Below are 25,741 nucleotides of genomic sequence, written 5' to 3' on the forward strand. Positions count from 1 at the left end.
ATGATTTTTTCGCACGCGAACTTCTTTGATTCGTACGCGAACCCGAAAGCGGAGAACTTTTCGTACGCGAACTTCTTCGATTCGTACGCGAACCCGGGGAGCGACGGACTTTTCGTACGCGAACTTTCTAGATTCGTACGCAAACCCGGGAGTTTCTGAATAAAAAAACCGGGCATCCGCCCGGTTTTCCCAAATCCATATCAATCCCGTTTCTTCTGTCCCCAGAACTGGTAATAGTCCGTGCGGATGAAGCCGTTGAAGAGTTTGCGTTTTTTCGTGGCCTGACGCCCATAGAGCTCTTCGAAGTTTTCCATCGAAGAGAGCATGTAGACGGACCAGGTCGGATAGTGTTTCATCACTTGGCCGAGTCCGCGGATGGCTTGTTCGACTTCTTCGACTTCGCCGATCCGCTCGCCGTATGGCGGGTTGGAGGCCATGACGCCGTTGTCTTTGTCGGAAGTGAAGTCGGCTGCCTGCATCTGTTTGAAGTGGATCAGGTCGGCGAAGCCGGCTTCTGCTGCGTTGGCTTCAGCGATTTTGATCATACGGTGGTCAATGTCGGTGCCGGTGATGTCGAGTTCGACGTCATAGTCAGCAGCGCTGTCCGCATGGGCGCGGACGTCTTCCCAGACAGAGGCGCTCATCCATGGCCATTGTTCACTCACAAATTCACGGTTGTAACCGGGTGCGAGGTTCTGGCCGATCATCGCAGCTTCGATTGCAAGTGTGCCGGATCCGCAGAACGGGTCGTGGAACGGGCGGTCCGGGCTCCAGCGGGTCAGCTGGACAAGCGCTGCGGCGAGCGTTTCCTTGAGTGGCGCGTCGCCCTGGCCCACCCGGTAACCCCGCTTATGGAGTCCGGCTCCGCTCGTATCGATCGTGAGCGTCGCCATGTCTTTCAGGATGGACACTTCGATTTTGAATAGCGCTCCCGTCTCGGGCAGGATGCCCCGCCGGCCGTATGCCCCGTTCAGCCGCTCGACGATGGCTTTCTTGGTGATGGCCTGGCAGTCGCGTACGCTGCCGAGCTGGGATTTGACGGATTTCCCGCTGACCGGGAATTCCGCATCGGCAGGTAGGAACTCTTCCCACGGGATCGACTTCACCCCTTCGAACAGATCGTCAAATGTGTACGCCTTGAACTCGCCCGCCACAATCTTAACCCGGTCCGCGACACGGAGCCATAAGTTCGCGCGTGCAATGGCGGTTTCGTCTCCTTCGAAATAGATCTTCCCGTTTTCAACGGTCGGCTCGTAGCCGAGCGCCCGGACCTCGTCGGCGACCGGCTTCTCCAGCCCCATCGCGGCGGTCGCCACCAACTTGAATGTCGTCATCGTATCGAACCACTCCTCACCGCCGGTACATTGCCCGGCGAGTCTGCTGTATGTATCGTACAAAAGAAACGCCCTCCTGTCATGGGAGAGCGTTCCGTTGCATGCAAATATACCGTCGCCATTCGATAAGCCATGTTTTGTTCCTTTGTACTCAGACGGCTTACGCCTCGTACTCCGGCGGTAATCATCTATCTACAGGCGGCTGCCTGTCCCTTCCTCCGTTCAGTTCCTTCGGAAGGACGCCCCTACCAAAATTTGGGTTTCTCGCTCGAGGGGTTTACCCGTTCCACCCGCACCGTTTCCGATGCGACTACGTCACTGTGGCACTTTTCAGGGAATCTCTGCCGTATCCCGGAGGACTTAGGCATTATTCCCGCCGTCAGACCCGGAAGGATCTGCCCCGGCTTATGACTTCGCCGGGCACGAACACTACGGTCATCTCAGAACCGTGCGAGCATGGACTTTCCTCTACAACCCGAAGTTGCAGCGATTACCTGAATGGCGACTTTGGCAACGTTCATCATACCATAAACGCGCCCCGGAATCAACAGGAGACAGGCTTCTGCCTTTCTCCAATCCGGGGCGCGTCCTTGAATTCAGTCGCTCAGTTTATTTCCGAATACGTGGCGTTCCAGATTCGACAATCGCTTCAGGATGTCGAAATTCGTCGTACCTGTCTGCTGAGGCGCCGGTGCGGATGAACGGCTTTTCAGCTCTTCGATTTCCTCGGTAAGCCGCTTGTTTTCTTCAGTGAGCGCGGCAATCTTCTTGTTGAATGCTTCATAGTCTTGGATGATTTCATCGAGAAAATGATCGACTTCGTCCGGCTTGTATCCCCGGACTCCAGTTTTGAACTCGTGTTCGAGGATTTCCTTGGCGGTCAGTTTAGTCTCCATGACTCTCGTCCTTCCGTCTTTGCTAGCTTCCTTAAATTATAGCATATTTTGCCCGCGGGTGTTTATCCCTGTCGGAAAGAATAGGACCTGATGTCGCAATCTGCGCTTGCCCGGGAAATATCCGCAACACTTCGGAGGAATCGTTCCCTGCTCCGGTGGCTATTTCCCCTGTTTCCTGCGGACTCTTGCCAGGCGGGTCTCGAAGCGCTCCTGCCACCGCTTTTTGCGGACGGGTTTCAGCGCCTTCATGTTTTTCAGGAGACCTGCCGCCCGAAGGCAGTTCATCTCCGCTTCCGAAAGCTTGCCCAGTCGGTGTTCCTGCAGTTTCGCCAGTTCCTCGAGTGCCTGGAGGGTCTTCCCCTCATCAAGTCCGCCTTTATAAGCCTGAAGAAAAGCGGATTCCGCATCTTCGTAGCGCTTTTCTTTTTTCAGAAGAAAGCCGAGGTAATAATACGCTTCGTCGGTTTCATCGAAAAAGACGTTCGTCACTTCCTCCAGCACTTCGCGGCTTTTTTCGTACGCTTTCAGGTCACCGAACCATTTGCCGATGTTCGTATGCGGAAGCGGGGTCTCTTCTTGATTCTCTTTCATGAGCAATGTGGTCAGCTTGGTGAACAGCGTGACAAGAGACAGCAGGTCCCACTCATTATGACGAAGGACGCGGAGCAGGAGGTCGGGGTTCCCGCTACGTACAGCATCGTTATAAATAATCGGCGCGAGAAACCCCGGAACATCGTCTTCCCGGTGAAAGCCGAGCACTTCCTCTTCAACAGATTTCAGTGAGAAGCTGTCGAGGCCTCCCTTCCACACACGCCGGGTGCCCTGGAGAAGATCGATATGCGCCGGGTCAGGAAGTTTCGGCAGGTGTTGGCGGTTCATCGTCCACCGGGTCTGCAGCTGGGGCCAATCAAAACTTTTCCCATTATAGGTGACAAGGGTATGTCCCGGCTTCCAAAGTCCCGTCTCAAACAGGAACGCCGTCTCATGTGCCGGGTCGGCCAAGACGTATTGATCGAGTATGAAATCCTCACCGTCCGTCGAAAGCAGGCCGGCCATGAAGATAAGCGAGCCGGTCCCCTTGAGACCTGTTGTTTCCGTATCAAAAAACAGCAGCTTTTTCTCGTCCCCTTCCGAAAACGGATGGACGCCGTCCGAGCCGGACCAGACCGAGGCGGCTTCTTCAAGCAAACCAAGTGCCAGTCCTCCATGCACGGTGTCCGCCGGGTAATGAGTCCGCTTCAGGAAAACCGTGCCGAATTGGTTGCCGATGCGCTCCAGTCCGGCAGCTTCCCATCGTTCTGAGTACGCCGGTACGGGCGGCTTCTTAAATGCGGTCTCCTTCACTTTTTCCGCAGGCGCCTTTTTCAGCATCTTCTTCATCTGCATCAGCCGGTTTTCATAAGACATGATGCATCACCCCGCAAGCTTTCTGAGAAGCTCGGCGACGCGGCGCTTGATGTTCCCCCCGGATTCCTGGGCACCGATGCAGACCGGGCATCCGGATTCGCACGGGCAATGTTCAACGTGGCCTGCCGTCTGCTCGAGCAGATCCGGCCACATGCCATGGATCCGCTTACTGAGGCCGATGCCGCCGGGATAGCTGTCATAGACGAAGATTGTCGGCCGCTTGGTATGGACCGCTTTTACCTGAGGGACGACATGGATGTCAGACCGGTCACAACTGACGAACAACGGGATAAATGAATGCATCGCGTAAGCCGCTCCTGTCATCGTGTCGGTCAGGTCGGATTCGGTCCAGTCTGCCGGCCGTTCGAACGACAGCCAGGCGGAAGACGTGTGCATCTCTTCTGCGGGGAGCGTGATCGGCCCGGAACCGATATTGTCATGGGTGTCAAAACGGATCTTCTTGAAGATGGTCGGCATGGCAAGCACCGCGATGTCTCCGAATGATTCCGTATGGCCGTTCCGTTCTTCGCATTCGTCTTCCGCGATGACCTTAAGCTCGACCGCCAGGTTGGCATCGGTAAAGTAGTCCACATCGACTTTGCGCACATACGCTTTCTTTTCTTCCCAATCGAGTTCCTCGACCTGGTATTGGGTGCCCTGGTGGATGTAGATCGCTTCTTCGTGAAGGAGCGTCATCGCGCTGTACCGGTCCATCTCACCGATGACCGTCGTGTCGCGCGGGACCGATTTGTCGATGATGATGACGTTTTCCTGCGAAGCGGAACGCAGGCTGATCTCGCTTGCCGGGAAGCGCTCGCTCATCCAGTGCCATTTGTCTCCGGCCTGGACGAGGATGCCTTCTGACGCCAGGAATGCAAGCAACTCCTGCACGTCAAATTCGCCGTACTGTTCGTCAAGCGTGAACGGAAGTTCGAACGACGCACATTTCAGGTGGTCCATGAGAATGAGGATATTGTCCGGATGGATGCGCGCCTCTTCCGGTGATTGGCCGAACAGGTACTCCGGATGGTCGATCACATACTGGTCAAGGGGCAGCGACTGGGCGACATAGATGATGAGCGCCTCGTCCTGCCGGCGGCCGGCGCGTCCTGCCTGCTGCCAGGCACTCGCGATGTTGCCCGGATAGCCGGTCATGATGCATGCCTGAAGCTGGCCGATGTCCACCCCGAGCTCAAGGGCATTCGTCGAGACGACCGTCTTGATGTCGCCGTTACGGAGGCCTTTCTCGATCTCCCGCCGCTCCGACGGCAGATAGCCGCCCCGGTATCCGCGGATCGTCGTGTCCGACAATTTCTTTTTGGTCATTTCTTTCATATAGGTCACGAGCATCTCGACACGCACCCGGCTTTTTGCGAATACAATGGTCTGGATGTTCTCCTGGTAAAGCCTGCGGGCAAGGTCGCGCACTTCAAGCACCGCCGACCGGCGGATTCCGAATGTCGGATGTACCACAGGCGGGTTATAAAAGATGAAATGCTTTTTACCCGCGGGTGCGCCATTGTCCGCAATCAGTTCCATCTGCCGGTTTGCAAGCGACTCCGCGAGCTCCTTTGGATTGGCGATCGTGGCAGACGTACAGATGACGACCGGGTCGCTGCCATAATAGCGCGCAATCCGGATCAGCCTGCGCAGCACATGAGAGACATGGCTGCCAAAGACCCCTTTATACGTATGAAGCTCGTCGATCACGATATACTTCAGATTTTCGAAAAGCGATACCCACTTTGTGTGGTGAGGCAGGATGCCGGAGTGGAGCATGTCCGGATTCGTCATGATAATATGTCCGGACTTCCGGACTTTCTGCCGGATGCCCGGGCTGGTATCGCCGTCATACGTGTGGCTGAGGATCTCCTCCCCGCTTTCCTCGATCAGCCGGTGAAGGTCCGCCATCTGGTCTTGCGCAAGAGCTTTTGTCGGGAACAGATAAAGCGCGCGGGACGACCGGTCTTCTAGCACCGACTGTAAAACGGGGAGGTGATAGCAGAGCGACTTCCCCGAAGCGGTCGGCGTGACCGCAGTGAACGACTTGCCCGAAAAAGCCAGGTCGAACGCCTCCCTTTGGTGCGTATAGAGCCGGCTGATCCCCCGCGACTCGAGCGCTTTCCGGATCGATGCATGGAGCCGTTCCGGAAACGGCGCGTATCGCGCCTCCTTTCCCTCGACCACCCGGTGATGACGGATCGATTCGCGCATTTCCGGGTCCGACATCCACTCGCTGACCAGCTCGCTGATGGCCTTTTGCTTATTCAGCACGATGCGTCTCCTCCTCCATTGACATCAACATCGTCTTCAGCAAATACTCTGCAGACTGGATTGAATCATAGAAACGCTTTTTTCCGGTTTTCGGATAAAACGACTGGACGACAAACTGTGTCATCATTTCAGCCGCGTTTTCAATTTGCGCTTCCCGAACATGTTTCGGGTGTTCTTGCAGGATCCATTCTTTCGATCGGTTCTGCCACTCGGCAATCAATGAGTGAACTTGGTCAGCGTAGGGCTTCACCTCGCCGAAAAAGTCCGGCTCCCTCTCTTCTTCCCTCATGCGGGCATGACGGGGGCGGCATTTGCCGCATTCGTCCAGCAGCTGTGAAGTCAATTCATGAAGTTTCATATATAAGGTCTTCCTTTTTAGTTGGTTTTCTTCATCCTACCAAATATGATAGTAAGTGACCACCAAGAGGGGAACAGACATTCCTCGGACGGCGACTGTTAAAATAATCCATGCAGGCATCCGCAACCCTGGGCTGCCATAACCCGTCCTATGATTGTGGTATGATAGGTGGAATGCGAGGTGAGAAAGATGGCAATTCGCTACCCCGGCGGAAGAAAATATACTCAGGCCGCCAAGCCTGCTGTGAAGTCGGCGAAAAAAGACTACTCATTCAGCAACAGGGGGAAAACATTGGAGGATGAATTGGACGAGTCCAATGCCTACTATCTCGCAAACGGCATCGCGGTTATCCACAAAAAACCCGTACCCGTCCAGATTGTGAAGGTCGACTATCCGTCCCGAAGTGCCGCGGTCATCCGCGAAGCCTACTTCAAAACGCCCTCGACGACCGATTACAATGGGATTTACCGTGGCCATCATATTGATTTTGACGCGAAGGAAACCGGAGTCAGTTCCTCCTTTCCGCTGAAAAACATTCACGGACACCAGATCGAGCATATGCGGAGTGTGACGGATCAGGGAGGCATCGCTTTCCTGATCGTGAAGTTTACAGAAACCGAACGTTATTTTATCGTGCCGTTTGATCTGGTCGACCGCGCATGGAAGCGGATGAAAGACGGCGGCCGGAAATCGATTCCGGTTGCCGAACTGGAGGAAGAGGCCGTCGAGTTTCACGCCGGATTCCGGCCAAGGCTCGACTATCTGGGCGCCATCGCGAAATTAGGCATTTCTTGACGCAATAGAAAGAGAGGAAAACCTATGAGTGACCAGATTCAATCACGCTCCGAAAGGCGAAAACAGCAGGAGCAGGCCCGCAAGACGGACCGCAAAAGCGCCAAAAAACCCGGCAACAATAAGAAACAGCCACTTTGGAAAAAAATCCTCAGAATTGCCGTTGTTTTGGCGGTCATCGGCTTCGTATTCGGCGCCGGGCTATTCACCTACTATGCAGCGACCTCGCCAAAACTGGACGAAGAGTCACTGAAAGACCCGCTTGCGTCTGAGCTGTATGTGCAAGGCTCGGATGAACCGCTCCTTACACTCGGTCCAGAAAACAGGGAGTATGTGGAATACGATCACATTCCGCAAATCATGGAAGACGCCATTCTCGCCACCGAGGATGTCCGTTTCTACAAGCACCACGGGATGGACCTGTGGCGACTTGGCGGAGCGGTGCTCGCCAACTTCCGCGACGGCTTCGGCGCTCAGGGCGCAAGCACAATCTCCCAGCAAGTCGTGAAAAACTCATTTCTCCAGAACGAGAAAACGCTCAAGCGGAAAGCCCAGGAAGCTTGGCTCGCTTTCCAGCTTGAGCGGAAGTACGAAAAAGAGGAAATCTTCGAGATGTACTTCAACAAGGTTCTGATGACCGACAATATCTATGGCTTCGGTACAGCGGCCGAACAGTTCTACGGCAAGGAGCCGGAAGAACTCAAGCTGCATGAAGCGGCCCTTCTCGCAGGGATGCCGCAAAGTCCGAACCGCTATAACCCGTACCGTCATCCCGAGCGGGCCGAAAAGCGGCGGAATATCGTCCTTGGCCTGATGGTCCAGCACGGCAAAATTTCCCAAGAGCAGGCGGATGCGGCAAAAGAAGTGCCGGTCACAGAAGGGCTGATTCCGCCCGAGCAGCAGAAACATCACGGCAGCAACAAATATGCTGCATTTGTCGACATGGTGAGGGAAGAACTTGAAGAACATGACCTCTCCATTGCCGACGGCCTGAAGATTTACACCACGCTGGATCCGGCAGCACAGGAAACCGTCGAATCCACCATCACCCATGAAAAGATTCCGGGCGAAGCGTCATCAAGTGCAGTGGTGATCGATACAAAGACCGGCGGTGTCAAGGCGGTTGCCGGACGGCCCGATTATAAACCGCGGGATAAAAACCTTGCATTGGTGACCAGCCGTTCCGTAGGGTCGACGATCAAGCCGATCCTGGATTATGGCCCTGCTATCGAATACCTCGGCTGGTCAACCGGCCAAACGGTAGATGACACGAGCAGAACGTATAAAGGCAGCGACCAGGTGATCCGAAATGCGAACGGCCGCTACCTGGGCAAGATGACGATGCGCAAAGCGCTCTATCTGTCCCAGAACGTACCGGCTATATCGACATTCGAGGAAGTCGGCGCTGAGAAAGCGGCCGATTTCGCAAAGAAAGTCGGTATCGATGTGGAAAGCCCTAATCCATCGTCCGCCTTGGGCGGCGGCGTCGGCGCTTCCCCGCTCCAGATGGCCAGCGCCTATGCGGCATTCGGCAACGGCGGGATGTACACCGAACCATACACGATCACTAAAGTCGTCCTTCGTGACGGCAAGACGGAACGTAATCTCCGCCCGAAACCGGTCAGTGCCATGAAGGACTCCACCGCATACATGATTACGGACATTCTGCGTGATGTGGTGAAAAACCCTCAGGGTACAGCATACAGCAATGTGAAATCATATGGTCTAGACGTTGCAGGCAAGACGGGAACGACCAACTATGATACGAAAACATTCGAGGAACGATTCAGCGGCCAGAAAATGGCGGTTCCGGACAGCTGGTTTGTCGGCTACACGCCGGAATACTCCATTGCGGTCTGGACTGGACATGAGGACTACTACACGCCGCTTACCGAGTGGGAAGAGCGCTGGTTCCCTCAAAAAGCCTTCTCCGAGATTCTTGGAGACCTTGCCCAGCGCGGAGAGCACTCGTCGTTCAAGAAACCGAAATCTGTCGTGGAAGCGACGATCGAGATCGGCACTGACCCTCTCCGGCTTGCAAGTGACTGGACACCGTCCGACCGCAAGAGTACGGAACTGTTCGTCCGGGGCACAGTCCCTGAACGCGTGTCCAAAAAATACGAACCCAAGGAAGAAGAAAAAGAAACGCTGCCGGCACCGACCGGACTCAGCGCAGACTATGACGAAGCACAAAACCTCGTCCGCCTCAGCTGGAACCACAAAGGCGGAGAAGATATCGAATTCGCGGTTACCTACAATGTCGACGGGGGCAGCGCCAAGAACCTGACCACCACTACCGAGAAGACTGCTGCGGCCACCGGAGTCGAACCCGGCAAGACCTATACATTCTCGGTTGTGGCGAAATCCGGTGAAGCCACCAGCGCCCCTGCTACCGTTTCCATCCAGATCGAGGGCGCCCCTGAAGAGGAGCAACCGGAAGAACCCGAAGAAAATGAACAGGAACCGGATGAAAACGAGCAGGAGCCGGGTGCAAACGAACCAGAACCGGATGAAGAGGAACAGGGTGACGGCGGCAATGCCGAAAACCCCGGAAACCAAAATCCGGGCCCTGGCCAGGGTGACGGGTCCGGCAACCAAGGCAATCCGGACAACGGCCAAGGCGGACAGGACGGTTCAGGCAACCAGGGCGGCGGACAGCAGCAAAACCCTGGCGGCCAGACCAATCCCGGTAATGGCAATGGCAACGACGGCCAAGCCGATGACGGGAACGGCGAGGAAAACCAGAATCCATAATGAAAACGGCCATGCGGTAAAACGCATGGCCGTTTTTCTGTGCATACAACTGGGGTGATTCACTTTTCGCAGAGAACACAGGGACCTCTCTTTTCGTGCGTGAACTTCCCAGTTTCGTACGCGAACCCATACCCCCCCACTTCCACCCGTCCGACAGAAAAACCCGGGATTGCCTGGTCATCGCAATTCCGGGTAGTATTCACTCGGCGTCTTCCTCTTTTTTATTGAGTCCCATGCGCTTGCGCCCTTCGCGGCACATGTTGAGGATCGGACAGATGCCGCATTCGGGTCCTTTTGCTTTACAGAAGTAGCGTCCGAAGAAGATCAGCTGATGGTGGGTCTGGGACCATTCATCTTCCGGTGTCCAGCGCATGAGTTTCTGCTCCACTTCAAGCGGGCTGTCTTTCCAGCGGTTGAGGCCGAGCCGCTTGGAGACCCGTTCCACATGTGTGTCGACGGCAAATGCAGGGACGCCATATGCGACGGAGACGACGACGTTTGCGGTCTTGCGGCCGACGCCGGGCAGCGTCATGAGGGTGTCCCGATCGTCCGGCACGATGCCGCCGTGCTTCTCGAGCAAGATTTCGCTCATCGCCCGGATGTTTTTTGCTTTGTTGCGGAACAGGCCGATTGAACGGATGTCGTCTTGAAGCTCTTCCAGGGGCACACCGAGGTAATCTTCCGGACGTTTATACTTTTGGAAGAGATCTTTTGTCACCCGGTTGACCAGTGCGTCAGTGCACTGGGCCGATAGCATTGTTGCGACAAGCAACTCGAACGGATTGTCGTGGACGAGCTCGCAGTGCGCTTCCGGGTACATGTCGGCAATTTCTTCACGGCAAACATTCCATTGGGCTTTCGTCAGCATGTCGATGTCCTTTCTGAAACGGCCGGCTCCCCATTGTGGGAGCCGGCCGTCCGGTTATTGTGCCGGTCAGTCGCGTTCTTCCAGCCAGTTGTAGAACGGGACTTTCCGGTTGGTTTCGTTGCCGGATGCATGCCGGGGCTGCTGCTGGGAATGGCCGCGGAAGTTCCGCGCCTCTCCTTCCGCTTCCTGGACGGTCCGGATATTTTTCTTTTTCCACTCGAAAAGGATCCTGTCGATGTAGCGGAGGCTCACCTTGCGGGCGATCACCGCTTCGCGGAGCGCCGCCTTGATAAGGTCGGCGGAATGGCCGTCCTGGTCAAACCACATGGAAATCGTCTCGCATTCCATCGGAGATAGAAGCCGACCAAACTCCTGCTCAAACAGGGCAAAAATCTCCCCTTCTTCCGCTTGCCGATTTTCTTCCTCCTGTCCCGAACAGCCGAGCAGCCGGGCATCGACCAGACGTGTCCAGAGCGGCTGAAGGCTGTAGTTTTCGTTCAGCACGCCGTTTTCATCCATTGTTCGCTCGATCGTCAGGAATCCTGATTGCATCAGGCGCTGGAGACCGTGGCCGATCTCCTCATCGGACAGTGACATCCTTGCCGAAAGATCCGACGGTCCGGGAAGGCCCTGCCCGCCTTCTGCAAACGACAACAGCTGCAGGACCAGCAGGGCATCGAGATCCCGGATGCCGAGCTGCTTGTAAGAGCTAAAAAAGAGCTGGGAAATGGAAACATTCCCCTGCTCAATCCAGATGTGGAGCCGATCCTGACTGTTCACCGAATCAACCTCCTTCATCTTCATCATGGGTAGAGCCTGTTCAGAAGACGCGGGAACGGAATTGCTTCGCGTACGTGTTCTGCACCGGAGATCCATGCGACCGTCCGCTCGAGCCCGAGACCGAAACCGGAGTGCGGTACGGAGCCCTGCTTGCGGAGTTCGAGATACCATGCGTATGCTTCGGGATCAAGCTGATGCTCTTCGATCCGCTGTTTCAGAAGGTCATAGTCATGGATCCGCTCGGAACCTCCGATGATTTCACCGTAGCCTTCCGGCGCAATCAGGTCTGCGCAAAGTACAACATCATCACGGTCCGGATGTGGCTGCATGTAGAAAGGCTTGATTGCCGTCGGGTAATTCACGATGAATACAGGTTTGTCATAATGTTCGGCGATGGCTGTTTCGTGCGGTGCGCCGAAGTCATCCCCCCATTGGATGTCATCGAAGCCTTTTTCATGAAGGAATTCGATTGCGTCATCGTAAGTGATCCGCGGGAATGGCGCTCGGATTTTCTCGAGTTGGGACGTGTCGCGGCCGAGCACGCCGAGTTCAAGCCGGCAGTTTTTCAGCACGGATTGGACAATGTGCTCGATATACTGCTCCTGGACCTCGAGACTTTCCTCGTGTTCCGTGAATGCCATTTCCGGTTCCATCATCCAGAATTCGATCAGGTGGCGGCGGGTCTTTGACTTTTCCGCACGGAATGTCGGTCCGAATGAGAAGACCTTGCCCAGCGCCATCGCTGCTGCTTCCAGATGCAGCTGTCCGGACTGGGACAGGAATGCGTCTTCTTCAAAATATTTGGTGTGGAACAGTTCGGATGTGCCTTCCGGCGATGAACCCGTCAAAATCGGCGGGTCGATTTTCACGAATCCGCGGTCATTGAAGAATTCATACGTCGCGCGGATGATTTCGTTCCGGATTTTCATGATGGCATGCTGCTTCTTGGAACGGAGCCAGAAGTGGCGGTTGTCCATCAGGAATTCGGTACCGTGTTCTTTCGGGGTGATCGGGTAGTCTTCCGCTTCTCCGATCACTTCGATGCCTGAAACCTGAAGCTCGTATCCAAATGCGGATCGCTCGTCTTCGACGACTGTGCCGGTCACGTACATCGACGTTTCCTGGTGGATCGATTTCGCTGTGCCGAACACGTCATCCGGAACATCCGCCTTGACGACGACGCCCTGGACGAAGCCGGAACCGTCGCGGAGCTGAAGAAAAGCGATCTTCCCGCTCGAGCGCTTGTTCGCGAGCCAGCAGCCGATGCGGACTGTTTCCCCGACATGCTGCGGCATTTCTTTGATCATGATTTTATCCATAAAGAAAACCTCCGATTATCGTTTCAGTCTTGCCAGCGGGCCTCCACAAATTCACGGATCCGGCGAACGGCTTCCTTGAATTGCGAAAGTTCGGTCGCGTAGCTGAGCCGGATCGTGTCCGGTGCCCCGAAGCCGCTTCCCGGGATCACCGCGACCTCCGCTTCTTCGAGCAGGGCGCGTGCAAAGGCATCCGTGTCTTCGAAGCCGGTCTTCCGGACCGCCTCTGACACCTCAGGAAGCAGGTAGAATGCCCCCTGCGGCTTCAATACGTTGAAGCCTGGAATATCGGAAAGGAGCGGATACACGGCATCCAGGCGCTTTCCGAAGTCCTTGCGCATCGTCTCAACCGCATCCTGCGGTCCGTCATAGGCTTCAATCGCCGCGTATTGCGATGTCGTGACCGGGTTTGACGTGGAGTGGCTCGCAAGGTCCGTCATCGCTTTGATGACCGCCTCGTCGCCGCAAGCGTAGCCGATCCTCCAGCCTGTCATCGAGTGGGATTTCGAGACGCCATTGATGACGATTGTGCGGTCTTTCGCATCGTCCGAAAGCGTCGCGATGGAGACGTGCCTGGCGTCCCCGTAGATCAGCTTTTCATAAATCTCATCGGAGATGATCCAGATGTCTGCTTCCCTGCAGACTTCCAGGAGAGAGTTCAACTCCTCCTCGGTATAGATCATGCCGGACGGGTTGCTCGGTGAGTTCAGGATAAACGCTTTCGTCTTGTCCGACACCGCTTCTTTCAATTGTTCTGCCGTGATCTTGAATCCGGAATCGACGGATCCTTCAACGTATACAGGCACTCCTCCCGCAAGCTTCACTTGTTCGGGGTAGCTGACCCAGTATGGGATCGGGATGATGACTTCGTCACCTGGGTCCAGGATGACCTGGAAAAGCGTATAGAGAACGTGCTTCGCCCCGATGCCGACGAGCACTTCAGATGGCCTGTATGTAAGTCCGTGGTCCCTCGACATTTTCCGGATGATGGCATCCTTCAGCTCCGGAAGACCGCCGGCCGGCGTGTATTTCGTCTTGCCTTCCTTCATCGAGGCGTAGGCCGCTTCGATGATAGGGTCCGGCGTATTGTAATCCGGCTCCCCGGCACCAAGTCCGATGACATCGATGCCCTCTTTTTTCATCTGCTTCGCTTTGGCCGTGATCGCGAGCGTTGAAGATGGTGTAAGCGTTTCAGTCCGTTTTGCAAGTCTGCGGTCCATGCCGGGAACCCCTTCCTATAAGTTCAATATTTTCTTTCGGGTGCTGCCGTCCTTAAAATTCATGTAGACATAATTCAGCTTGTCATCCTGCCCGACAAAGGCGACTTCCCAGAACGGTCCGGAACCGTCTGTTCCGAGATGGACGTGAAGAATGTCCGATACATTCATTTCCTCCCGAATAGCCGAAAGCACTTCTTTTGAGCTGATGCCCTCCGATAGGAGAACGCTACGTATGTCCCCTTTTTTCCCGTCCGGGACAAATGCTGCCTTCGGGCGGCCCTCCTTGTCTTTACCAAGCACCGTAATCGACGGCTCGGTGCCGTTCACCGGATAAGATCTGGTGATTTCAATAAGGTGGCCCTCCTCGATTGCACGCGCTTCCGCTTTCTCTTCCGCTTTTCCGATCGGCTTCTGTGCCTGATAAAAGACGATGACACCGATCAGCGTGAAAAAGGCAAGCGAGAAGATGACGATGAACCTGATCCAGTTTCTCATGAAGCCATCACGTCCTGTAGATCGTGAAAACAGCCGTTTCCTGATCTTCCGGGTCGAGCGCCAGGCCGAACATCAGGTCGTCTTCCTTCAATGTCCGGTTGAGCGCATCAACGATTTTGTAAAGGTCCGGCTGATACTTGACCTTGACTGTGTTCACAATTTCAATTCTGCTTTCCATATTAGACCTGCCTTCTGTCTTCATACTTCGTCATTATACCAACTTTCCAATTCAATCACCATATCGGCGAGGCCGACTTTCTCGACCGGAACGGGCGGCAGTGCGCGGATAAACTCGCTGCCGTATGATTTCTTTTCAATCCGGCGGTCCAGGACGATGTAAGCGCCACGATCGGCAGTGGAGCGGATCAGCCGCCCGAATCCCTGGCGGAACTTGATGATGGCCTCCGGCAGGGAAAGTTCCTGGAACGGGTTTTTCCCGGAGGCAGCGATTTTTGCCGCTCGCGCCTTGAACAGCGGGTTCTCCGGAGAACTGAATGGCAGCCGGACGACGATGACGGCTGCCAGGGCATCCCCCGGCGCGTCGACGCCCTCCCAGAAGCTGTCCGTGCCGAATAGGACGGAATGGCTGAACCGCTGAAACGACTTCAGCAAGCGCATCCGGCTCCCGGGCGTAATCCCCTGCGCAATCAGCATATACTCCGCGAGCAATTCACTATCCACGATCAGCTCGTAAGTTTTGCGGAGCATGTCATGGGAGGTGAAGAGCACGAAGCACCTGCCGCCAGTCGCGATCACCGCCTGGACAACCGCATCGGCAACGGATTCGATATATTCCTGCTGCGGAACATTCAGGATATCCGGCATATCGCTGACGATGAACATTTTCGCCCCCCGGTAAAATTCCGGAGGTGCGGTGAACTTCCGGATCTCAACCGTCTCGGGAAGGCCGATCTGATCGGCGATGAATCGCTCCCTGCCCGGGAGAGAAAGCGTCCCGGAAGTCCAAACCACGCCAAATCGCCCGTCCGGGTTCACCGCTTTCCGGATCATGCCGGAAACGTCCGCCGGCTGCCGGACTATCTTCAGACTGCCAGGGATGCTTCTCATATCCGCCTCGATCCAGGCAGCCGCATCATCCATGCCCGCCGGGCCAAACAATTCCATCCAGCCGGCAGCCTGGAGTCTGATTTCGCGGATCCAATGCTGCCATTCTGACAGGAACCTGGCTATTTCAGGCTCATGGTGCCAGGAAGAGACGAGCGGCACAGTGAGTTCCGTGACTTTGTCCAGATACGCGTACAACCGCTCGCCCGCCTCCCTGCACACATGAACAAGCGGTTCGAGATCAGCAAGCGCATACGTCCGTTTTTGTTCATGCGGGCGATCCTCTCCCAACGTCTGGATGAGTAGCTGGATGCCCTCGAAAGCGGCATCGAATGCATCCATCGCCCGTTCGTACTGTTCGGTCGCACGTACGGCTTCCCGCTCTCCGGGCATGCCGTTTTTGCGGGCAAGTGAAACAAACCTGTCCTGAAGAAGGCCCTCGCCGGACCTGCCCATCTGGCCGATCGTGTACTTAAAGTCTGTGTACGAAAAGAGCGTCTCCGCATGGGAGCGCGCCGCCGTGATAAACTGGTGGGCCTCATCAATGATCATTCCCGACAGAGGCGGAAAAGGAGACTTGCCCCTGTCCTGCGCTGAAAGGAGCATCGCATGGTTGGTCACAATGAGATCCGAATTCCTCGCAAAATCCAGTGTCCGGAGATAAAAGTCTATCTTCTCCAGTTCCCCGTCCCGGACGGCAGCCCGGTATTTGCGGATTTTGTCCAGGAACAGCCGGCCGCCGCCGGAAACATTGAGTTCTTCAAGATCTCCGGTCTTGGTTCCCGCCAGCCAGACCACCACCTGCAAGATCGCAAGAGTTTCGTCATAAGACTCATCGGTCGCCGCCAGGATGCCGGCAAACCGCTCGAGATCGATATAATGGCCGACCCCCTTCAGGAGGGCAGCACGCAGCGGTACGCCGATGGCCCGCTCCGCCTTCTCCAAATCACGACCGATGATCTGCTCGGTCAGGTGGTTGGTGTACGTGCTGATAACAGCCGGTTTTCCTTCACGCAAAGCGTATACCGCGGCCGGGAGAAGATAAGCGAAGGTTTTGCCGATGCCGGTCGCGGCTTCGGCCGCGAGCTCGGACTTCAACTCGAGCGTATGGTGCACAGCATCCATCATCGCGCTTTGTGCAGGCCGCTCCTCATACGGATCAAACGCATGCCGCAATAACGATTCCTTCTCCTGAGGGTCCCCGGGATAGGAGATATCGGCAGTGATCCTTTTTTTTTGATGTGGCGGCTCTTTTATGGCCATGCCTTTCCAGACCAGATAGCCGCCTTCAGTGGCGGCATGCCTGCGCTTTTTCCTGAGCGCGCTGTAGAACAATGAGCTCAGGTCCGATTTCAGTCGGAATGACCGCTTATGGAGAAGGGAGAGCGTCGGCTCCGGAAGCCGTTCGGTCTCTTTTTGCAGGCGGATCAGGAGTTCGGCGGTCGCTTTGGCATCCTCAATGGCGCGGTGGGCGTTTTCCAGGCCGATGCCGAATTCTGCGGCAATATCCTGAAGTTTGAAGCTTGGTGCGGACGGACAAATCACTTTTGCGAGTTCCACCGTATCGATTGTTTCCCCGCTCCATTTGGGCAGCCCCGCCCGCCGGAATTCATGCTGCAGGAACGGCAGGTCAAACGACACATTGTGGGCGACAAACACGCAGCCCTCCAGCCACTCTCTGATCTCGGCGGCCCTATCCTCGAATATGGGAGCATCCGCCACATCGCTGTCGCGGATGCCGGTCAGGTTGCTGATGAAAGCGGGAATTTTCCGTCCGGGATTAAGAAAAGTGGAGTATGTTCTCGTCACGGTTCCGTTTTCCACGAGCGCCATGCCGATCTCGATCATCCTGTCTCCGCTTTTCGGTGAATGTCCGGTCGTCTCAAGATCCACGACCGCATATCGTTTACCATCCATCTATATCATCTCGCTGTCCGTCGGTGTCTTACCGAAATTGTACCACATCCCCGCGCTTAGAATCGTCCGGCCCGCTGCCCCGAAAGTTGCGGACATAAAATCACGGGGTGCGGTCGCGAATTTCATGCATTACGGTCGCGAGCTCCAATCACACATATTCCGAGTGACTCCCTTGCACACCTGAGGTGACCCCGTTCCGGCAACAAACCATCCCTGCATAAAAGAAAAACACCCTGGAATCGGATTCGCTTTGAACAACACGCAAACCCGATTCAGGGAGTCTTCCCTGCGACCGTGCAGTTACTGCACGCCTCGTCTCAGTAAATAGTCGCTTCCGGCTCGTAGCCGATGACTTCATCGATCCGGTTGTTTACTCCCATCAGCACGATGTTCGGCCTGTGCTGTTCCGCTTCTCTCGCATCGACATGGACGTAGCTGAGGATGATGACGATGTCACCGGGCTGGACAAGACGGGCGGCGGCTCCGTTGACACACATGACCCGGCTTCCCTTTCAGCGGAATCAGGATGTTGTCGATCAGGCGCGCGCCGGAAAACCGGACCGCCGCGGCGATGATGGCTTCCCGCGATTCCGAAGAAAGCGGGAAAAGGGATGGGTATTCAAGGATTTCCGCGTAATCGGTCTCTGCCCCAGGGATGCTTCCGAGACTGTGGCCGACTGTGCCAAGCGCCAGTTCCGCATCGCCGGTTTCCCGGAGCACCCTGGCGCCTTCACGGAGCGCTTCATAGATGGAGGGCGCTTGCCGCCTCTCTTGGGCAGTCAGCCGCACATTCCGCGAGCTTTTCGCCAGGCCGTCTTTTTCCCGGACGGTCGGCACACGCCGGATTTCCAGCGGGAAGTTGTAGTCCCTGACAAACGTTTCAATGATAGCCAACTGCTGTGCGTCCTTCTGGCCGAAGTAGGCCCGCTCAGGCCTTGCCAGGTGGAACAGCTTGGTAAGGACCTTCAGGACGCCGTCAAAATGACCCGGACGGCTTGCGCCGCATAATACGCCCGCCTGCCGGCCCGGCAGGATGCGGATATCACTGTCTTCCGGATACATTTCTTCAGACGACGGATGAAACAGGAGGTCGACGCCCGCTTTTTCCGCGAGTTCCGCGTCCCGCTCCAAATCCCTCGGGTAGCCCTCGAAATCTTCGCCCGGCCCGAACTGTGCAGGGTTCACAAAAATGCTCATGATGACAACGTCATTTTCTTTCCTTGCTTCTGCCGCAAGCGCCAGATGGCCTTCGTGAAGAAAGCCCATCGTCGGGACAAAGCCGATGCTTTTCCCTTCCGACGCAAGGCGTCTTGCCGCTTGCGCCATGTCGGCGACTTTCTCAATGCGCTTCAACGGGATCCCCTCCATACAATTTCCCTGCCTCTTCCTCTTTCATCGTGAAGCGGTGTGCTTCTGTCGGGAAAGAACCGTCCCTCACCGCTGATGCGTAGGCAGTGATGCCATCATGGATCGGCGTGCCGGCATCGGCAAACTGGCGGACGAACTTCGGCACATGGTGGCTTCCATAGCCGACCAGGTCATGGAAGACGAGCACTTGGCCGTCTGTTTCCGAACCGGCCCCGATCCCGATGACGGGGATCGACAGCTCTCCGGTGATCCGGCCGGCCAGTTGGTGCGGAATGCATTCAAGGACAAGCATGCAGGCACCGGCCTCCTGGACTTCTTTTGCCTCCCGGATGAGCCGGAGCGCATCTTCCGCCGTCTTGCCCTGTACTTTGTACCCGCCTGTCACGCCGGCTGACTGCGGCAGGAGCCCGAGGTGTGCCACAACCGGGATTCCCGCCGAAACGAGCCTCCTGATGACGTCTGTGACGATTCCCGCACCCTCCAGTTTCAGGGCGTCCGCTCCGGTTTCACGGAACATGCGGACGGCCGCTTCGAGCGTCCGGTCGATACTCCCATGGTAAGATCCGAACGGCATGTCCACCACCGTGAATGTCTGTCCTGCTCCGCGTCGTACCGCCTTGCCGTGATGGATCATGTCCTCCACCGTCACCGGGACGGTCGATTCATAGCCTAGCACGACCATCCCGAGAGAATCGCCGACAAGCAGGACCTCGATTCCAATTTCGGCTGCCATTTTCGCCGTCGGAAAGTCGTACGCCGTCATCATCACAATTTTTTCACCGTTCTTCTTTTTGTTCATGAGATCTGCAGTGGTGATCATCTGTTCTTCTCCTTTCCTGGAGAAAACCAAAAGCCCTCCCGCCAAAAAAATGGCAGAAGGGCTGAATAATCATTCCGGTCTTCTCCGTCCCTGTCTTTTCGGATCAAGGCGGATCAAGTGTAGTGGCGACCCGTGCCGCTCGGGAACGGGTTCGCTTGTCCGGTCGTTCAGCTTTGTTTCAGGTGCAGTTCGGTTACGATACCGCCCTTCTCCGCCTTCAATATAGCAGAAAGCGGTTTCGGGGCGCAAGCGGTTATTCTGCCGGCTCGATGTCCGCCGAATAAATGCCTCGGATAGCGCCATCTTCCGTACGGATTTCAAGAACGCCTTCTTCTGTGATGCCGATGGCCGTTCCGGTGACCGTTTCCCGCATCATGACTGCGTTCACTTTCCGGCCGATCGTGTCGGAGTTTTCCTCCCAAAGCGTCTTGATGGGCGCAAACCCCTCTTCAAGATAGATTTTCGAATAAAAGCCGATATTCCGCAGTACAGCGGCTGCAAGTGCCGCACGGTCAATCCGATGTCCGGATTGGATCCTGACTGAAGTTGCGATATCCGCAAGTTCTTCAGGGAAGTCTTCGGTTTCCTGGTTGACGTTGATGCCGATGCCGATGATGATTGCCTGGACACGGTCGGGGTCGGCCTGAAGCTCGGTCAGGATGCCGGTCACCTTCCGGCCGCCGATCAGCAAGTCATTCGGCCACTTGATACGCGCTTCCACCCCGGCCGTCTCGCGGATCGCCCGGCAGATGGAGACGGCGGCGATCAGGGTGAACTGGGGCGCCCGGTGCGGCGGGATGTCGGGTTTCAGGATAACGCTCATCCAGATTCCCTTGCCGGCAGTGGAAGACCACGGACGGGCGAGCCGCCCGCGTCCCTCCGTCTGTTCTTCCGCGACGATCACCGTTCCACCGGAAGCACCGTTTTGTGCTTCCCTATGGGCAATCGGCATCGTCGAACCGACGGATTCATAGTGGATGATGTCGCTGACAAACGGATCATCTTTAAGATGCCTCCTGATCAGCGCGGGCGTCAGCAGGTCTGGCATGGCTTCCAGCACATACCCCTTTTTCCGGACGGACCGGACGGTATAACCTTCCTCCTCCAGTTCACGCACCCACTTCCAGATGGCCGTTCTGGAAACACCGGCCTCATCCGCCAGCATCTGTCCCGAAACCGGTTCTCCGCCGGCTTCCATGAGCCGCCTCAGTAAACTGTCTTTATCCTTCACTTTCGATTCCATTTAAAAACCATCCTTTTATGTCTTCCCGGTTATTATCCAGATGCCCGGTGACGACCGCTTCCTCGATATTCGCCAGCCACTCCTTCACCCAGGGCCCGCCTTTTTTGCCGCACCATTTGATCAGATCGTTGCCGGTGATGGCCAGATCCTTCAGGGAAGAAATCGGAAGACTGTTTTTCAGCCTGCTGATCGCCCCGGGTTCAGCTGATACGGAAGCCTCTCCCGTCATATTGGCCAAACGGGCGCCTGCAATAAGCGCGGTTTCCGGAAGCCGGTAAGCATCCATCCGGCTGTACGGGCGCTCCCGTCCAATTCTGAAGGCGGCCAGAATGTCCCTGACCGACCGCTTTTCGGAGTTCGATAGTTTATATGGGTTCCCATCCGGCTCCCCGGCCAGGAAGCAGAGCAGCGCCCAGCCTTCGACTGTCCGCTCCGGTTTGTCGAATTTTTCCCAAGTGCCCAGTGTCTCGCCTGAAAATGCCCGGTCCATAAGCGGAAGGTGTCGCGCAAGACCTGTCTCTGCCATCAGCTGTACCGCCAGGCCCGCCCGTCCGCTTGTCCAGATTTTGTCCATTTCCATTTTGACGCGTTCCACGGACACATGGCGGATGCTCCCGGCATGCCTGGAGATGGCGGCTTTTGTTCCGGCTTCAATTTCAAAACCGGTTTTCGCTGCAAACCTTACCGCACGCAGCATCCTGAGCGCATCTTCAGCAAACCGCTCGTCCGGCTTGCCCACTGCACGGATGATGCCCCGCATGATGTCTTCTTCCCCGCGGAATGGATCGTAGAGCGAGCCGTCCCCGCGGATTGCGATGGCATTCATCGTAAAATCCCTGCGGCGGAGGTCCTCTTTCAGCGAAGTGACATATTCCACATGGTCGGGCCGACGGTGGTCGGTATAGGTGCCTTCCGTCCGGTAGGTAGTCACCTCCACCGGCGGCGCCGGATCGAGCACCATCACTGTGCCATGGGCGATTCCGACGTCAGCCGTTTTCGGAAAAATCGCCTTGACCTCTTCCGGCAATGCTGCCGTCGCGACATCCACATCATGTGCCGGAAGTCCCATCAGCCGGTCACGGACCGCACCGCCGACAATGACCGCCTCAAAACCGGCTTCCCTGAGGCGCCCAACAATTTCAAATGCTGACTGCCAGTGCTTCTCCGTCAAGGTTCCTTCCGCTCCAGCAGTTCGTAGTAAGCCGACTCGTATTCCATGACGATGCGCTCCGAGCTGAATCGCTCCCGTACCGACCGGATCGCTTCCTTAGAGAACCTCGAAGCAAGTTCGGGGTCTTTCAGGATGCGGATTGCCGCCTCAGCATAGCCCTCGATATCACCGAGCGGGCGGATAAATCCATTTTTTCCGTCTTCGATCACTTCCGGAATCCCGCCGATGTCTGAGCCGACGCACGGAACGCCGCACGCCATCGCTTCGATGAGGACAAGACCGAACGCTTCTTTTTCGGATACGAGCATGTTCAGGTCGCTGATTGAAAACAGGTCGGGCAAGTCATCGCGCTTACCGAGGAAGAGCACTTCAGTCCCGAGCCCTTCCTCCGAGACAAGCGTATGGATCGACTCGACTTCCGGCCCGTCTCCGACAAGGAGCAGCTTGGACGGTACTTCCCTGTTAATGATGGCAAAACTCCTGACGACATCCTCGATACGCTTGACCTTGCGGAAATTCGATACGTGGATGACGATCTTGTCCGACTCGGCGAGACCAAGGCCCGCCTTCATGTGGTGCGCATTGACGGGACGGTAATGCCGCTCATCTATAAAGTTGTAGATGGTCCGGATTTCCTTAGCCGGCCGGATCAGTTCATAAGTCTCTTCCTTGAGAGAATGAGAGACAGCGGTCGTCATATCGGATTTATTGATCCCGTATTTGACAGTTCCGGAAAGTGTCCGGTCGTGGCCGAGAATGGTCACATCTGTCCCGTGGAGCGTCGTGATGATCGGAATTTGTACACCCGCCATGTCGCGTCCCAGCGCCGAGCAGATGGCATGCGGGACGGCATAGTGGGCATGCAGGATGTCGAGATCTTCGTCGACGATGACTTCCGATATTTTATTGGCAAGCGCGATATCATAGGGCGTGAACTTGAAAACAGCGTAAGAGCCGACTTCCACTTCATGCACGGTGATATTCGGCTGGTCCATGTAAAGACGGAACGGGCGGCCGGAGGTGATGAAATGCACGTCGTGGCCCCGCTCCGCCAAAAGGATGCCGAGCTCGGTTGCGACAACTCCCGATCCGCCGAGTGACGGATAGCAGGTGATGCCGATCCTGAGTTTTCTCATGTCAGGTCACCGCCTTCCGGATTCTTGTTGAGCCGCCAGTCGAGATGGTCCTCCGACAAGCCTCGCAAAAGTACTTCTGCTGTGCCCATATTCGTGGCAAGCGGCACCTTGTACACATCCGACAAGCGGAGAAGCGCCGACACATCAGGCTCATGGGGCTGCGCGGTGAGCGGATCGCGAAAGAAGATGACGAGGTCGAGGCGGTTTTCCGCCACCATTGCCCCGATCTGCTGGTCGCCACCGAGCGGCCCGGACTTGAACCGATGAACGTCCAGCCCAGTCGCCTTCGCGACCAGCTTGCCCGTCGTACCGGTCGCAAACAAAGCATGTTCCTTGAATATGGGCAGGTAGGCGATGACAAATTGGATCAGGTCATCTTTCTTCCTGTCGTGCGCGATCAGTGCAATATTCATTCAAACCCTCCTGTTACCCGATGATTTTATCTAACCCGTTTATGAGGCAATCCCTGTTCATGACTTCTTTTACGGCGAGCACCATACCGGACACGTAAGACTGCCTGCTGAATGAATCATGCCGGAGAGTGAGCAGTTGCCCCTCGCCGCCAAAAAGCACTTCCTGATGGGAAAGCAGGCCCGGCAGGCGGACGCTGTGAATCGGGATTCCGGAGACGTCTGTACCCCGCCCGGCCCCCTTTTCTCGGGCTCCGCTGTCTCCGGACGCTTCCTCCATCATCCTTGCGGTCAGTGCCGCGGTGCCCGACGGATAATCTTTCTTGCCGTCATGATGAAGCTCAATGATTTCCGCGTCCGGCATATAGCTGACCGCCATCGAGGCGAACTTCATCAGGAGGGCCGCGCCGATTGAGAAATTGGGGGCAAGGATACAACCGACTCCGTGCTTCCTGGAGAGTATGTCGAGTTTCCCGATTTGCTCCTCTGTCAGCCCGCTCGTCCCGACTACCGGGCGGATCCCGTGCAGAATGGCGTCACGTGTATTCGGATAAACGGATTCGTGGTTGGTCAATTCGACCAGCACATCCGGCTTCGCCTCATCGGCGAGCGTGAACATATCCGTATAGATCGGCACGGCCCCCCCCAGCGTATTCGCTCTTTCTGCCATTTTCCTGTCCAGGACACCGACGAGCAAAAATTCCCGGCCGGTGATCATCGCCTCGACCGCGAGCGCGCCCATGCGCCCCCGGGGCCCTGCTACTGCCACACGGATCATCGTCATTCCTCCCCAATTTTTGTCCAGCGTCCACTGTCACGGCGGTTGAACTTCTCCATGACCCTGGCCAGTGCCCGGTCAAGGTCGATTCCGTTCGCATTGGCAAAACAGACGAGGACGAATAAAAGGTCACCCGTCTCCTCCTCAAGGGACTTCTCCGCTTCCCCGGGCTTTTTCTTTTTCGTGCCGTGCACATGCTGCACTTCCCTCGACAGCTCGCCCAGTTCTTCAGTCAGCCTGGCAAGCATCTCCATCGGCGGGAAATAGCCCTCCTTAAACTGGGATATGTAACGATCCACTTCTTGTTGCATGTCCTTCATTGTACGGGGTTCTTTCATTTCTCAGATCACTCCTTTGTCAATCGTATATAATCCCCTGCTCTATTGTCAAAACTAATTGAATACAGGATACTTGATATGGGGTGAAGACTTGTTCGGAGGGGTGATGTGATTGTTGCGCGGAATCAAAATTAAAAACCTGATCATGATTATAGTGGGTGCGGCCATCTTCAGCTTCGGCCTTGTCCATTTCAATATCCAGCATGAACTGGCGGAAGGCGGTTTCACCGGCCTGACACTCATCCTGCTGTTTGTTTTTGATCTGGACCCGGCTATCATGAACCTGGTCCTGAACGTGCCGATGTTCTTTGTCGGCTGGAAGCTGCTCGGCAGAAAAACGTTCGTCTATACGGTAGTCGGGACCGTCGCGGTTTCGGTCTTTCTCCGGCTCTTCACGACGTATCAATATAGCATCCACATGGAGGACGACCTCCTCCTCGTTTCCCTGTTTGCCGGGGTGTTTATCGGAATCGGGCTCGGGATCATCTTCCGGTTCGGCGGAACGACCGGAGGGGTCGATATCATCGCCCGCCTGGCGAACAAGTATTACGGCTGGAGCATGGGCCGCACGATGTTCATCTTCGATGCCGTGGTCATCCTTCTGTCATGGGCGACCTATCTGACCATGCCGAAAATGATGTACACACTGGTCGCGGTCTATGTCGGCGCCAGGGTCATCGATTTTGTGCAGGAAGGCGCGTACTCCGGACGGGGCGCCTGGATCATCTCCGAATGGCAGGATGAGATCGCGGATAAAATCACGCTGGAGATGGACCGGGGTGTCACCGTGTTGAAAGGGCGCGGCCACTATACGAAACAGGAACGCGAAGTTCTGTATTGCGTCGTCGGCAAAAACGAGATCGTCAGGCTTAAGAATATCATCAACAGCGTGGATCCGTCTGCATTCGTCTCCGTGACGGACGTGCATGATGTCATGGGCGAAGGCTTCACGCTGGATGAGGAAAAAAAGCCGCTTGACTGATGTCCTGCATTCCTGCGCA

Annotated in this window: 23 protein-coding genes, 1 other RNA gene and 1 pseudogene; 3 read left to right on the forward strand and 22 right to left on the reverse strand. The window is 56.1% G+C overall.

The window, feature by feature from the left end:
* Positions 1-200 precede the first annotated feature (200 nt).
* The 6 genes from BLT01_RS04570 to BLT01_RS04595 form a co-directional block, all read right to left on the reverse strand.
* On the reverse strand, positions 201-1,334 hold the full coding sequence (locus BLT01_RS04570) for a THUMP domain-containing class I SAM-dependent RNA methyltransferase (RefSeq protein ID WP_092095408.1): 1,134 nt from the start codon (positions 1,332-1,334) through the stop codon (positions 201-203).
* Positions 1,335-1,455: 121 nt separating this feature from the next.
* Positions 1,456-1,836: RNase P RNA component class B (gene rnpB / locus BLT01_RS04575), an RNA gene on the reverse strand.
* A 94-nt stretch (positions 1,837-1,930) separates the two neighbouring features.
* The gene (gene gpsB, locus BLT01_RS04580) at positions 1,931-2,230 is read right to left on the reverse strand and encodes a cell division regulator GpsB (protein ID WP_092095076.1); all 300 of its coding nucleotides are present in this window, start codon (positions 2,228-2,230) and stop codon (positions 1,931-1,933) included.
* 159 nt (positions 2,231-2,389) lie between these two features.
* Complete coding sequence (locus BLT01_RS04585) at positions 2,390-3,637, reverse strand: ribonuclease H-like domain-containing protein (RefSeq protein ID WP_092095078.1); 1,248 nt, start codon at positions 3,635-3,637, stop codon at positions 2,390-2,392.
* Between the two features lie 6 nt (positions 3,638-3,643).
* Positions 3,644-5,866, reverse strand: coding sequence for a DEAD/DEAH box helicase (locus tag BLT01_RS04590; protein ID WP_218123188.1), 2,223 nt, complete (start codon positions 5,864-5,866; stop codon positions 3,644-3,646).
* 34 nt (positions 5,867-5,900) lie between these two features.
* Complete coding sequence (locus BLT01_RS04595; RefSeq protein ID WP_092095082.1) at positions 5,901-6,269, reverse strand: YppE family protein; 369 nt, start codon at positions 6,267-6,269, stop codon at positions 5,901-5,903.
* A gap of 189 nt (positions 6,270-6,458) precedes the next feature.
* Between BLT01_RS04595 and recU the strand changes: the two genes are divergently transcribed.
* Together recU and BLT01_RS04605 are read left to right on the forward strand one after the other, a co-directional pair.
* Positions 6,459-7,064, forward strand: coding sequence for a Holliday junction resolvase RecU (gene recU, locus BLT01_RS04600; protein WP_092095410.1), 606 nt, complete (start codon positions 6,459-6,461; stop codon positions 7,062-7,064).
* 24 nt (positions 7,065-7,088) lie between these two features.
* Positions 7,089-9,815, forward strand: a complete 2,727-nt coding sequence (locus BLT01_RS04605) for a transglycosylase domain-containing protein (protein ID WP_092095084.1) — start codon at positions 7,089-7,091, stop codon at positions 9,813-9,815.
* A gap of 199 nt (positions 9,816-10,014) precedes the next feature.
* On the opposite strand, the gene nth is transcribed toward BLT01_RS04605, so the two are convergent.
* The 16 genes and pseudogenes from nth to BLT01_RS04685 all read right to left on the reverse strand — a co-directional run bounded on the left by nth (position 10,015) and on the right by BLT01_RS04685 (position 24,740).
* Positions 10,015-10,683: an endonuclease III gene (gene nth, locus BLT01_RS04610; protein ID WP_092095086.1), complete on the reverse strand. Its 669-nt coding sequence runs from the start codon at positions 10,681-10,683 to the stop codon at positions 10,015-10,017.
* 66 nt (positions 10,684-10,749) lie between these two features.
* Entirely contained in the window at positions 10,750-11,463 is a 714-nt protein-coding gene (locus tag BLT01_RS04615) for a DnaD domain-containing protein (RefSeq protein WP_092095413.1), read from the reverse strand.
* A gap of 23 nt (positions 11,464-11,486) precedes the next feature.
* Complete coding sequence (gene asnS / locus BLT01_RS04620) at positions 11,487-12,782, reverse strand: asparagine--tRNA ligase (protein ID WP_092095088.1); 1,296 nt, start codon at positions 12,780-12,782, stop codon at positions 11,487-11,489.
* Positions 12,783-12,805: 23 nt separating this feature from the next.
* Positions 12,806-13,999 (reverse strand): pyridoxal phosphate-dependent aminotransferase, encoded by a 1,194-nt coding sequence (locus BLT01_RS04625; RefSeq protein ID WP_092095090.1) that lies wholly within the window; start codon positions 13,997-13,999, stop codon positions 12,806-12,808.
* A 15-nt stretch (positions 14,000-14,014) separates the two neighbouring features.
* Positions 14,015-14,494 (reverse strand): cell wall elongation regulator TseB-like domain-containing protein, encoded by a 480-nt coding sequence (locus BLT01_RS04630; protein ID WP_092095092.1) that lies wholly within the window; start codon positions 14,492-14,494, stop codon positions 14,015-14,017.
* 7 nt (positions 14,495-14,501) lie between these two features.
* Positions 14,502-14,672: a YpmA family protein gene (locus BLT01_RS04635; protein ID WP_092095094.1), complete on the reverse strand. Its 171-nt coding sequence runs from the start codon at positions 14,670-14,672 to the stop codon at positions 14,502-14,504.
* 20 nt (positions 14,673-14,692) lie between these two features.
* Positions 14,693-17,476, reverse strand: a complete 2,784-nt coding sequence (dinG, locus tag BLT01_RS04640) for an ATP-dependent DNA helicase DinG (protein WP_092095096.1) — start codon at positions 17,474-17,476, stop codon at positions 14,693-14,695.
* Between the two features lie 317 nt (positions 17,477-17,793).
* A pseudogene (locus BLT01_RS04645) lies at positions 17,794-17,988 on the reverse strand (aspartate 1-decarboxylase); the annotation flags it as partial.
* Entirely contained in the window at positions 17,930-18,829 is a 900-nt protein-coding gene (gene panC / locus BLT01_RS04650) for a pantoate--beta-alanine ligase (RefSeq protein WP_245696872.1), read from the reverse strand. The gene panC and the pseudogene BLT01_RS04645, both read right to left, overlap by 59 nt.
* Positions 18,816-19,664 (reverse strand): 3-methyl-2-oxobutanoate hydroxymethyltransferase, encoded by an 849-nt coding sequence (gene panB / locus BLT01_RS04655; RefSeq protein ID WP_092095415.1) that lies wholly within the window; start codon positions 19,662-19,664, stop codon positions 18,816-18,818. The genes panC and panB overlap by 14 nt, the downstream gene beginning before the upstream one ends.
* Before the next feature lie 253 nt (positions 19,665-19,917).
* Positions 19,918-20,907, reverse strand: coding sequence for a biotin--[acetyl-CoA-carboxylase] ligase (locus tag BLT01_RS04660; RefSeq protein ID WP_092095101.1), 990 nt, complete (start codon positions 20,905-20,907; stop codon positions 19,918-19,920).
* Positions 20,885-22,078 (reverse strand): CCA tRNA nucleotidyltransferase, encoded by a 1,194-nt coding sequence (locus BLT01_RS04665; RefSeq protein WP_176765044.1) that lies wholly within the window; start codon positions 22,076-22,078, stop codon positions 20,885-20,887. Before BLT01_RS04665 ends, BLT01_RS04660 begins: the two co-directional genes overlap by 23 nt.
* Positions 22,075-23,214, reverse strand: a complete 1,140-nt coding sequence (gene bshA / locus BLT01_RS04670; RefSeq protein ID WP_092095105.1) for an N-acetyl-alpha-D-glucosaminyl L-malate synthase BshA — start codon at positions 23,212-23,214, stop codon at positions 22,075-22,077. Before bshA ends, BLT01_RS04665 begins: the two co-directional genes overlap by 4 nt.
* Positions 23,211-23,627, reverse strand: a complete 417-nt coding sequence (gene mgsA / locus BLT01_RS04675; protein ID WP_092095107.1) for a methylglyoxal synthase — start codon at positions 23,625-23,627, stop codon at positions 23,211-23,213. Before mgsA ends, bshA begins: the two co-directional genes overlap by 4 nt.
* A 13-nt stretch (positions 23,628-23,640) precedes the next feature.
* A complete protein-coding gene (gene dapB, locus BLT01_RS04680) occupies positions 23,641-24,408 on the reverse strand; it encodes a 4-hydroxy-tetrahydrodipicolinate reductase (protein WP_092095109.1) in 768 nt (255 codons plus the stop codon).
* The gene (locus tag BLT01_RS04685; protein WP_092095111.1) at positions 24,405-24,740 is read right to left on the reverse strand and encodes a nucleotide pyrophosphohydrolase; all 336 of its coding nucleotides are present in this window, start codon (positions 24,738-24,740) and stop codon (positions 24,405-24,407) included. The genes dapB and BLT01_RS04685 overlap by 4 nt, the downstream gene beginning before the upstream one ends.
* 112 nt (positions 24,741-24,852) lie before the next feature.
* Here BLT01_RS04685 and BLT01_RS04690 point away from each other — a divergent pair, with 112 nt between their 5' ends.
* Positions 24,853-25,722 carry a YitT family protein gene (locus tag BLT01_RS04690; protein WP_092095113.1) on the forward strand — a complete coding sequence of 290 codons (870 nt, stop codon included), beginning with the start codon at positions 24,853-24,855 and terminating at the stop codon, positions 25,720-25,722.
* Positions 25,723-25,741 lie beyond the last annotated feature (19 nt).

It is taken from the genome of Bhargavaea beijingensis (assembly GCF_900101985.1).
GTDB classification, from domain to species: Bacteria; Bacillota; Bacilli; order Bacillales_A; family Planococcaceae; genus Bhargavaea; species Bhargavaea beijingensis.